The sequence below is a fragment of the Streptomyces griseus genome (assembly GCF_900460065.1).
GTDB lineage: Bacteria > Actinomycetota > Actinomycetes > Streptomycetales > Streptomycetaceae > Streptomyces > Streptomyces griseus.
The window spans coordinates 57,272-67,315 of the sequence record NZ_UAVD01000042.1 but is presented as its reverse complement, the minus strand read 5'-3'; the positions used below and the strand labels follow the sequence as shown (position 1 = coordinate 67,315).

Genomic DNA, 10,044 nt, shown 5'->3' with positions numbered 1-10,044 from the left:
TGGCCGCCGTCGTGCCCGCGGCCCTGGTGGGGCTCCTGTGGTACCTGTCCAACCGGACCTGGAGCGCGTACGAGTCCCAACGCCCGCTGGGCGAAGGGGACATCGACGCCCACGACCCCGAAGGGGCGTACGAGGCCCACGACCTGGAGGCACCCGAACCGGACGCCGACGGAGCCCCGCGCCCGCCCGCCCCCGTCCGGCCCGCGCTCGGCAGGCCCGGCTTCTGGTACGGCCGCCGCATCGTCGCCCGGCTCCGTGCCGCCCACACCGCCGCCGGTTTCCTGACCGTCGCCGCGGCCGTGGCCGGCGCCGCCGCCCGGCACGACCGGAGCGTGGACGGCCCGGTGCCGTCGTTCCTCGGCGCGGCCGTCGAGGGCGGCATCGTCCTGTGCGCGCTCGTCGTCGTCCGGGTCGTCTGCAGCCGGGGCCGCAGCGAACGGACCCGCGACACCAAGCTCGACGCCGCCCTCATCACCTATCTGCCCGGCTCCGCGCTCGCCCTGCTCGTCCTCGCCGTCGGGTACGCCTCCTGGTCGCGCCCGGCGTGGGAGTCCTCGGGGAGCCTGCCCGGCGAGGCCGCCTTCCGCCTCCTCACCCTCGGCCAGAGCGTCCTCGTCGTCGCCCTCGCCCTGGTCGCCCAGGGGCTCCACCGACGCATCCCCGAACCGCGCACCGTCCTGCACGGACTCGGCGGCCCCGCGGTCGCCATGCTCGCCTGCGCCCTCGGCGGCGTGATGACCGGCGGAGTGGCCCAGCGCGTCGCCGACTGGCTCGACGGGCCGGGGAGCCCGGGCATGGGCCACGGCACCGGCATCGCCGGACCGCCGGTCCTGCTGAGCTGGCAGGCCTCCGTGATCCCGGTGCTCCTGCTGCTCCTCGTCGTCCCGGTCCTGGTGCTGATCGTCCGCACCACGCGCGCCGCCCGCCGGCTGGGCCCGCTCATCGAGGCGGAGTACGCCCCCGAACCGCCCGACGAGGGCCGCACCCGCCGCATCGCCCGGATCCGCGCGACCGCCGCCCTCACCGACTCGGCGCCCTGGATCGTGGGCGTGGTCTCCGGAGCCACCCTGCTGCTCGGGGCGGGCGCGATCGTCGGCTCCTGGCGCAGCGACGAGGTGCCGGGCCGGGCCGCCGACGGAAGCTGGCCGCTCGTCGAATCGTTCGCCGAGGCCGCGCAGTCGACCGGCTCCTGGCTGATCGGCCTGGGCTTCGTCCTGTTCGTCGCCGGTGGCCGCCGCGCCTACAAGGACGCCTCGGCCCGCCGCACCATCGGCATCCTCTGGGACGTGGGCACCTTCTGGCCGCGCGCCGCCCACCCCTTCGCGCCCCCGTGCTACGCCGAGCGCGCCGTTCCCGACCTCGCCTCCCGGATGTCCGCCTGGACCACGACCACGCCCCGGGGCCGCCTCGTCATCTCCGGCCACTCGCAGGGCAGCGTGCTCGCCGCGTCCGCCGTCTGGCAACTGCCCGACGAGACCCGCCGCCGGGTCGCGCTGCTCACCTACGGCTCGCCCCTGGAACGGCTGTACGGGCGGTGGTTCCCCGCCTACTTCGGCCCCGAACCGCTGCTCGGGCTGCACCGCTCGGTGCACTGCTGGCGCAATCTGTGGCGGGCCACCGACCCGATCGGCGGCCCCGTCCGGATCTGCGCCGACCCCGACCCGGGCGTCGACCGGGGCCCCTTGAAGGACCCGCTGGCCTACGGGCGGACCACGAAGCTCCCGCTGCCCGAACCGATCCTCGGGCACTCCGACTACCAGGCCGACCCGGTCTTCGCCGAGGCACGGGCCGCCCTCCTCGACGAACTGCGTCCGCTGGTGCCCCGGCAGCAGCCGGAAGGGGGCCTTCAGCAGGGCAGTCCGGGGAGGTCCTCCGGGTAGAGCAGGGTCAGGTCGTCCGTGTTCGCCTCGGCGAGCTGGGCGACCCGGCCCGCGTGCCGCTCCACCATCGACTCGAAGGTCTGGCGGGCGGTACGGCCGTTGCCGAAGGCGGGGCCCTTGGGCAGCTCCGCGAAGTACTTCAGCAGGGCCTCCCCGGTGCCCTCCGCGAGGCTGTACTCGTGCTCCTCGGCCTGCTGCCCGACGATCCGCAGCAGCTCCTCGGGGAGGTAGTCGTTGAAGGTGATGGTCCGTGAGAACCGCGAGGCCACCCCGGGGTTGACGGTGAGGAACCGCTCCATCTCGTGGGTGTAGCCCGCGACGATCACGACCACCGCGTCCCGGTGGTCCTCCATCAGCTTCACCAGCGTGTCGATGGCCTCCCGCCCGAAGTCCCGGCCGGAGTCCTCGGGCGAGAGGGCGTACGCCTCGTCGACGAACAGCACCCCGCCGCGCGCCCGGTCGAACGCCTCCTGGGTCCGGATCGCCGTCGAGCCGATGTGCTCGCCGACCAGGTCCACCCGGGACACCTCGACCAGATGACCGCGCTCCAGCACCCCCAGCGAGGCCAGGATCTCCCCGTACAGCCGGGCGACGGTGGTCTTGCCCGTACCGGGGGAGCCGGTGAAGACGAGGTGCCGGCGGACCGACGCGGCCTTGAGACCGGCCTCCTGGCGGCGGCGGCCCACCTCGATCATGTCGGTCAGCGCCCGCACCTCGCGCTTGACGCTGTCCAGGCCCACCAGCGCGTCCAGCTCGCCGAGGACCGCCGAGGAGTCCCGGGCGGGCCCGGCCGGGACGGCCGGCTCGGGCGCGGGCTCGACCGCTCGCTGCCCGGGCAGCGAGCCCAGCAGGCCGGGCGTCGACCGGGTCTCCGTCAGCACCGCGGGCGGCGGCGGGGCCGAAGCCTTGAGCAGACCGCTCTCGTCGCTCGTGCAGTCCTTCGCCACCGGGCCGGTCGCCCCGGCGTCACCCTCGGGGAACTCGTAACCGCCCCGGGCGCACCGCTCGGTGCGGCAGCGGGTGAGCGTGGTGCGGCAGCCGTCCATGACGTGGAAGCCGTAGCCCTCGCTGCCCGTCACCCGGCAGCTGTCGAAGGTGCCCCGGCCCTCGGCCGAGACGTAGAACCCCGCCTCGGCCGGCGAGGTGACCGTGCAGCGCTCGATGGTGGGGTCCGCGCCCTTGGTGACGATGACCCCGGTCTGCGCCGCGTCGATGGTGCAGTTGTTCAGCGTGCCGCCGCTGCCGTGGTCGCGGAACCAGGCGCCCGTGGACGCCTCCCGGATCCGGCAGTCGTCCAGCTGGGCGGTGGCCCCGTCGCTCACGGAGACGGCGGTGTTGCGGATCTGGGAGAGGTCGCTGTCCACGACGTCGGCGCGCGACCCCCGATCGAGGACGAAGAGGGCGTCGGGCACGTCGTGCACCCGGCAGGCGTCCAGTATCACCGTCGCGCCGTCACTGACCCAGACCGCCGGATAGTCGCCCGTGCTGTCGTGGATCTCGCACTGGTTGGCGTCGACCCGCGTCCCCGGGTCCCAGACGGAGAGCCCGTTGCGGCCGAAGCGGCGGACGGTGGAGCGGGTCAGTGTCAGCACCGAACGCGACCGCAGGTCGACGGCGTTCTCCGGGATGTCGTGGATGTCGCAGTCGGCCAGGGTGAGCACCGCGTCGGTGTCCAGCGTGACGCCGTCGGCCGAGGTGCGGTGCACGGTGCAGTCGGTCAGGTGGGCCGACCCGCGGGCGGTGACCTGGATGCCGCTGCCCTTGATCTCGTACACCTCGCAGCCGAACGCCTCCAGGCCGCTGCCCTCGCCGGTGACGCCGATGCCCGCCCCGGACGCGTGGTGGATCCGGCAGCGGTCCAGACGCGGATGCCCGCCGTCGCGGACCGAGACCCCGGACTGGCCGGCCGAGACGACCTCGCACTCCTCGAACACGCCGCCCGCGCCGTCCAGCACGGCGATGCCGACCCCGGCCGGATTGTCGACCGTGCAGCGCCGCACCGTGGGCCGGCCCGCGCCGCGCACCTCGATGCCCGCGGCGGACCGCGTCACGATCCGCAGGTCCGTCAGCTCCGCCGTGCCGTCCTCGACCAGCAGCGCCGGGGCCGTCGAGTCCTGCCCCTCGACATGGAGGTCCTGGATGACCGCGGAGGCGCGCACGGTCAGCGGTACGCCGTCGACCGGCGCGATCCGCACGGAACCCACCGCCCCGTCCGGGCCGCGCAGCGTCACCGCGCGACGGACGACGAGGTTCTCCCGATAGGTCCCGGGTGCGACGGTGAGGACGTCGCCGTCGGCCGCCGCCTCCAGGGCCGCGGAGAGGGAGGCGTACTCGCCCGTGCGGCGGCGCCATCGCGATGTGCCGGTGTGCGTCACCTGGACCGTGCCCTGTGCCATGGCGTTGCTCTGCCCTCACCTTGTGCCGTGCGATGCCTCGGGTCCGTCCGTCGCCGGGGTGGCGGACGGGGTCGGACCACCGTAGCGCGCGTGCGGGGCCGGAGTTGACGGGTACACCCCGCTGAGCGATGTCTCCCCCCGTCCGTTCCCGGCCGGGGAGGCCGTGGTCAGCCGCCCTTTCCGGCTCTGCCCCAGTCGGGACCGACCGCGGCCCACTCCCGGTCCAGCCGTGCGTACCGCCGCCGCACCATGCACCCCACGGCCAGTCGGCGACCCGCCTCCACGCAGGCGGCGGCGAGCAGGAACGTGCCGACGCCGCCCAGCACCGCGTGGGTCCGGGCGGTGCGCCCGTCCATCGGCGGCGGCACCGGGTGGCCCGCCGCGTCCGTCCAGATCCGCACCGGGGACCCGGTGCCGCCCGGCCGCGACGCGGCGGCCACCTCTCCGGTGCGCGGAGTGCCGTCCGGGGCCTCCCAGGACGCCACCACCCGGGTCCGCGCGCCCCGTTCGACGCCGCCCCCGGGATCACCGGCGGACCGTTCCCGCCCCGCCGGGCCCACCACGACCGCGTCGACGGGGTGACGCTCCTCGTGCTGGGCCCGCACCGACCGCTGGAGGGCGGCGTCGGCGGCCGTCCCGCCGGCCCAGCCCGCGGCCGGGGCGCCGAACACGAGGAGCAGCAGGGCCGCGAGCGCCACCCGGGCCTCACGGCGGTCGGTGGCACGGCGCAGCGGACTGCCCCGCCCGCGCAGCAGTGCCCACAGCACCCACACGCCCGTCCCCCCGCCCTGCCGTCGATCCGGTCGACCGACCGGCTGTCCGTTCCTCCGCTGCCCCGCTATCCGTCGAGGAGGTCGAGGATCCGGACCGGGTCCCCGACCCTGATGACTCCCGTCCCCTCGGGGATCAGATTCTGGCCGAAGACCAACTGCTTGCCGAACCGCCGGTGGCGGGCCAGCGTCAGCAGCGGTTCCCTGCCCCGCTCGGCGGTGCGCTGGTCGGTCGTCGTGATCACGCAGCGGCCGCAGGGCTTGGCCACCGTGAAGGCCACCGCGCCGATGGCGATCCGCCGCCAGCGGTCCTCCGCCCACGCCTCGGTCCCCCCGATCACCACGTTGGGCCGGAAACGGTCCATCGGCAGCGGGCCCTCCCCGGGCCGGTCGCCCGCCGCGATCAGGGTGTTGAGCGCGTCGAGCGACGCCGCGGTGGTCGCCAGCAGCGGGAAGCCGTCGGCGAGGGAGACCGTGTCCCCGGGGCGGGCGAAGGCCGGGTCGACGGGCCTGCGGTGCGACGGACCGTCGAGATGCACGAGCCGGACCTCCGTGCCGAGGACCGCGCTCAGCCAGTCATGGGCGCCGGCCGCCGCCTCCTCCACCACCACGGTGTCCCGGTGCAGCTCCGCGCTGACCATGCGCCCGGGTTCCGGCCCCTCGACGCGCAGGGGCGCGAATCCCGGCGCGGACAGGAGCACGCCGCCGCCCGGCAGCGGCTCGGCCGAGATCCGCGCCATGGACGGCTGCTGACGCTGTGTGACGGCCCTGGCGGCCTTGTCGACCAGCATCCAGCGGCGGTCGCCGTCGAGTCCCCATGGCTCGACGACGACCTGGTCGCAGGCGCGGGCGGCGAGCGACTTGACCGGATGGATGTGGGCCGAACGGAGCACGGGAAAGCTCATGCGCCCATCCTGCCAGCAACCTCTGACCCCATACGCGCGGATTCGCGGGCACCGACCGACACCCCGATGTCCCGGATGCGGCTGATGCCCGGTGCGTCCCCCGGCGCACCTCGTCGCGCGGAGTCGCGGGTTCAGTACCCCCGGCTCTGGTACGGGCGGTTGTACGGGTCCTCGTACGGCGACTGCGCCGGCGCGGGCCGCGGCGAGGCGGGGCGCATCGACTCGTACCCGGTGGCGGGCGCGGGCCGCGGCGGCTGCGGCTGCTGCGGGTAACCGCGGACCGCCGAGGGCTGCTGCGGGATGTACGGCGCCGGCGCGTGCTGCAGTTGGGCGGGCTGCATCGGCGCAGGCTGCGCCGGAGCCTGCTGGTGCGGCATCGGCTGCTGCTGCGGGTAGCCGTAGCCGCTCTGCTGCGACGGGGCCGTGGGCAGGGCGGGCAGCGCCGAGGGCAGCGCCGGCAGGTAGCTGTTGCCGGTGTCATAGGCGGCCGGAACCCGGATGGGTGCGATCTGAGGGGTTCCCCGCTCCGCGACCAAGGAGTCGTAGATCGGAGTGTCGGGGAACGACGCGGCGTAGTAGCCGCCGCCGAAGGTGGAGCGGGGGGACGTCATGCCACCTAAGTTAAGCCCACGATGTGCTGTATGGGGAGCCCCAATCTTCTGGTTATCCGTTTTACGCTGGTTCCGTGCGCCCGGCCCGTCAAAACGCGGTTAAAGATTTCGTTAACGGCGGGGACCTTTCCGCTGGTGGGCGAGGGCTTGGGCCCGCGCTCCCGACCGTGATCGGGAACGGCGTCGAAGCATCCCGGAGCCAAGCGAAAAGCGTTTGGGCAAAGCGCGATGCGCCCGGTTCGACGTCATGGAGATCGTCCGCGGGCCCGAAAGGGCCCGCTGTCTTCCCCGGCCCCGTAAGGCTATTGCCGCCGCCCTCACCCGCCGGGCCCGGTGCTGCCGACCGTGCGCGGTGCGCGACCCGGTGACCGGCCGGCCACCGGCAGCGTCAACAGGGCCGCGAGCCCGCCCGCCAGGGCCAGTGCCGGGTACCCGGCCAGCCCGACGACCAGGCCGGACGCCAGACTTCCGGCCGCCCCGGCTGCCGCGAGCCCCACGTCCACCAGCCCCTGGGTCGTGGCGCGCCGGTCCGGAGGCAGGGCGCCGGTGACGATCGCGGTACCGCTGATCAGCCCGAAGTTCCAGCCCAGGCCGAGGAGTACGAGAGCGGCGCCGAGCGCGGGCGCCGAGCCCGCGGGCGACAGGGCGGCCACTGCCCCGGCGGCCAGCAGCAGCGGTCCGGACGCGCCGGCGACCCGTCGTCCGCCGATCCGGTCGACGAGCAGCCCGGTGAGCGGGGAGGGCAGGAACATCGCTCCGACGTGCAGGGAGATCACGAGCCCCGCGGCCTGGGCGGTGTGACCGTGCGCCAGCATGTGCACCGGCGTCATCGTCATGATCCCGATCATCACGACCTGGGTCAGGACCATCACGGTGGTGCCGACGGCGACGTCGTGACGCCCGGCAGGCGGTACGGTCCCGGCCCTGGGCGCGCTCGTTCCCCCGTCGCTCTCCTTCCCGGTGCTGGTGTCCGCGCCCCCGTCCGGGGCGCCCGCCGCCCGGACGGCCCGCTCCTGGGCGAGCCGGAGCGGATCGGGCCGCAGGAGGCAGGCGATGACGACCGCGGTGGCGGCGAACGCGGCGGCCGCGAGCAGGAAGGGCCCGGCGAGACGCGGCACGCCCCAGGAGTGCGCGACCTCGCCGGCCGGCGTCACCAGCACGGGCCCGGTCACCGCGCCCAGGGTGGTGGCGAAGAGCACCGCGCTCACGGCCCGTCCGCGCCGGGCGGGTGAGGCCAGGTCCGCGCCGGCGTAGCGCGCCATGAGGCCGGTCGCCGTACCCATCCCGTACACCACGAGGGCCGGGAGGAGCAGCGCCACGCTCCCCGTGGCGGCGGCCACCACGACGCCGACGCTGCCGAACGCCCCGGTCGCGTAGCCCAGCGCCAGCCCGGGGCGGCGGCCCCAACGGGTGCAGAGCCGGCCGATGCCGAGCGCGCCGAGTGCGGCGCCCGAGGTGAACAGCGCGCTGGGCACCCCCGCCAGGCCGGTGGAGCCGAGCATTTCCTCGGCGAGCAGCGCCCCGACGGTGATCCCCGCGGTGAGACCGGCGCCGCTCATGATCTGGGCCAGTACCAGCACGGCCAGAACGCGCCGCTGCTCCGGAATCGCACCCGTGGCGACCGGATGTCTGTTGCGAGTCGGCAAGGGAGAGGGTCCGATCGTCGGTCGGGCGAGGGGGATCTCCGTCAGGCAACGGCCATCGGTTTCAGCTCCGCGATCTCCGAGAGGGGAATGCCCAACTGCTCATGGAGGAACCGGACCATGGTCCAGTGCGGCAGTGCGCCTTCGTCGAACGGTCCGAATTCCTGGCAGTAGAGGGGGATCCAGCGCAATGCCTCTTCCAGTGCCCGTTCGCGTCCCGGTTCTTCCTGGTATTCCTCGTAGGCGATGCTGCGGTGGTTGATGAAGAACCGCCCGGGGAGGCGTTCCTCGCACAGTGAGCGGTATTCGCGGGTCTGGAGGATGAGGTAGTGCCATATCTCGTCGATGCTCTGTTCGACGGGCAGGAAAAGTCCGGCGAGCTGGTCCCGGTGGGCGGAGACGAGGTAGAGGTACCGCAGGCATTCGGTGACCTGACGCTCCACGAAGTCCTGGGGCGTGTCCGGCGCCTTGTCGTGGAAATGCCGTGTCACTTCGGTGTGCAGGGCGTCCCCGAGAAGACGCTTCAGGTCGTCGGCGGAGAGTGTCCGTCGGATTGTCATGGCACTCCGTTTCCTTCGAGGGGGGACGGCGGCGCGTCAGGTGCCGGCGCTGACGAGCCAGATGTACTTGCCGGAACGCCCGATGGGGATATGGGTGCGGTGTTCGATCCGGCAGTTCCGTCCGGTCAGTTCGGTGATGCTCTGCCGCAACGCGACGGCCTCCGCGGCCCCGAGGGGTTCGTCGGTGAACGTCGTGTACGACAGGGTGGCGTCGGCGTCGCCTTGGAGCCGCAGTTGGTGCAGGAAGATCCGGGGGGAAGCGTCCGCGATATGCCGGTCGAGGTCGCCCTGGGCGACCGGGCCGTTCGGTGTGCCGAGCAATTCCTTCTGACGGCCGCAGAATTGGGTGATCGCCGCGGGGTCGGGCGAGCCGTCCCGGGTGCGCACACAATCGCCCGACCGGTAGCGGACGAGCGGCATGTAGGGATTGCGCACACTGGTGACGATCAGCTGGTGGATCGTGCTTCCGGGGGTGACCGGCAGGAGTTCGACGCTCATCCCGTCCAGGTGGGGCCAGTACCGGCCCTCCCGGTCGCTGTAGTAGAGGTAGCCCAGCTCCGTGCTGCCGAACAGGTCGATGACCGGGCAGGCGAAGCGCCGGCGCAGGAACCGGCGTACGTTCACCGGGGTGTACTCGTAGGCGTGGATGATGCTGGCGGGGGCGGGGAACGCGTCCAACAGGCCCCAGGCCTCCGCCTTTCGGACCAGATGCGCCAGATGGTAGGCGGAGCAGTCGAGGTGGTAGCGCCCCTGGGGGTGCGTGCTCCGTGCCAGGTCGATCTCCCGGAGCATGCGCAGGACGTCCTTGCGGACCCACTGCGCCGGATCCAGCCGCAGGTTGACGTAGCAGGTGCGCTCGTCGAGCCAGCGGTCGGCCAGGATGGGTATCCCCTTGTGCTCCACGCCGCGCCGGGCGGCGTTGACCCGCGCCACGTGTTCCGTCGCGAGCACCGTGGTGAGCGAGACCCGGCGGCAGCCCGACTCCCACGTCTCGCCGATGTCGGGGTGGTTGCGCCACAGCTCGTAGTAGGAGCGGAGCAGGAAGTACGGGGGCCGGATGATCTGCATCCTGGCGTGGTTGGTGCCCGTGGACAGGACGAACTCGGCCTCGCCGGTCTCCAGCGCCGCCGCCAGCCGCGGCGTCATCCAGTTGTCGGGGAACCCGCGGGCGATCTCCGGCTTGTCGAGCAGCGGGAAGTGGCCCTTCGCCAGGGACTCCTGGTAGATCGGTATGTCGCGAATATGCTCGATGACGTCGCTGGTCGGCTGGCCCTTCATT

General features: G+C 73.5%; 8 protein-coding genes. 1 reads left to right on the top strand and 7 read right to left on the bottom strand.

The features are described from left to right. The coding region (locus DTB53_RS30280; protein WP_112416016.1) for a hypothetical protein at positions 1 to 1,880 on the top strand (1,880 nt) is incomplete at its 5' end. On the opposite strand, the gene DTB53_RS30275 is transcribed toward DTB53_RS30280, so the two are convergent. From DTB53_RS30275 to DTB53_RS30245, 7 genes are all read right to left on the bottom strand, one after another. Then, positions 1,847 to 4,276 (bottom strand): right-handed parallel beta-helix repeat-containing protein, encoded by a 2,430-nt coding sequence (locus DTB53_RS30275; protein WP_012382025.1) that lies wholly within the window; start codon positions 4,274 to 4,276, stop codon positions 1,847 to 1,849. The two genes, DTB53_RS30280 and DTB53_RS30275, sit on opposite strands and share 34 nt — an antisense overlap. Positions 4,277 to 4,443: 167 nt before the next feature. Then, positions 4,444 to 5,049, bottom strand: a complete 606-nt coding sequence (locus tag DTB53_RS30270; protein ID WP_012382026.1) for an Rv1733c family protein — start codon at positions 5,047 to 5,049, stop codon at positions 4,444 to 4,446. Between the two features lie 65 nt (positions 5,050 to 5,114). Continuing rightward, positions 5,115 to 5,951 carry an MOSC domain-containing protein gene (locus tag DTB53_RS30265; protein ID WP_012382027.1) on the bottom strand — a complete coding sequence of 279 codons (837 nt, stop codon included), beginning with the start codon at positions 5,949 to 5,951 and terminating at the stop codon, positions 5,115 to 5,117. Between the two features lie 131 nt (positions 5,952 to 6,082). Next, a complete protein-coding gene (locus tag DTB53_RS30260) occupies positions 6,083 to 6,562 on the bottom strand; it encodes a DUF6643 family protein (protein WP_012382028.1) in 480 nt (159 codons plus the stop codon). 317 nt (positions 6,563 to 6,879) lie between these two features. Continuing rightward, positions 6,880 to 8,142: an MFS transporter gene (locus DTB53_RS30255; protein ID WP_012382029.1), complete on the bottom strand. Its 1,263-nt coding sequence runs from the start codon at positions 8,140 to 8,142 to the stop codon at positions 6,880 to 6,882. Positions 8,143 to 8,249: 107 nt separating this feature from the next. Next, a complete protein-coding gene (locus DTB53_RS30250; RefSeq protein WP_012382030.1) occupies positions 8,250 to 8,765 on the bottom strand; it encodes a glycine-rich domain-containing protein in 516 nt (171 codons plus the stop codon). Positions 8,766 to 8,801: 36 nt separating this feature from the next. Then, on the bottom strand, positions 8,802 to 10,043 hold the full coding sequence (locus tag DTB53_RS30245) for a phenylacetate--CoA ligase family protein (RefSeq protein WP_003970873.1): 1,242 nt from the start codon (positions 10,041 to 10,043) through the stop codon (positions 8,802 to 8,804). Between the last annotated feature and the right edge of the window lies 1 nt (position 10,044).

Bases quoted from the DNA above. Each gene is read 5' to 3' on its own strand.
- DTB53_RS30275 (WP_012382025.1), bottom strand. From the start codon at position 4,276: ATGGCACAGGGCACGGTCCAGGTGACGCACACCGGCACATCGCGATGG.
- DTB53_RS30265 (WP_012382027.1), bottom strand. From the start codon at position 5,951: ATGAGCTTTCCCGTGCTCCGTTCGGCCCACATCCATCCGGTCAAGTCG.
- DTB53_RS30260 (WP_012382028.1), bottom strand. From the start codon at position 6,562: ATGACGTCCCCCCGCTCCACCTTCGGCGGCGGCTACTACGCCGCGTCG.
- DTB53_RS30250 (WP_012382030.1), bottom strand. From the start codon at position 8,765: ATGACAATCCGACGGACACTCTCCGCCGACGACCTGAAGCGTCTTCTC.
- DTB53_RS30245 (WP_003970873.1), bottom strand. From the start codon at position 10,043: ATGAAGGGCCAGCCGACCAGCGACGTCATCGAGCATATTCGCGACATA.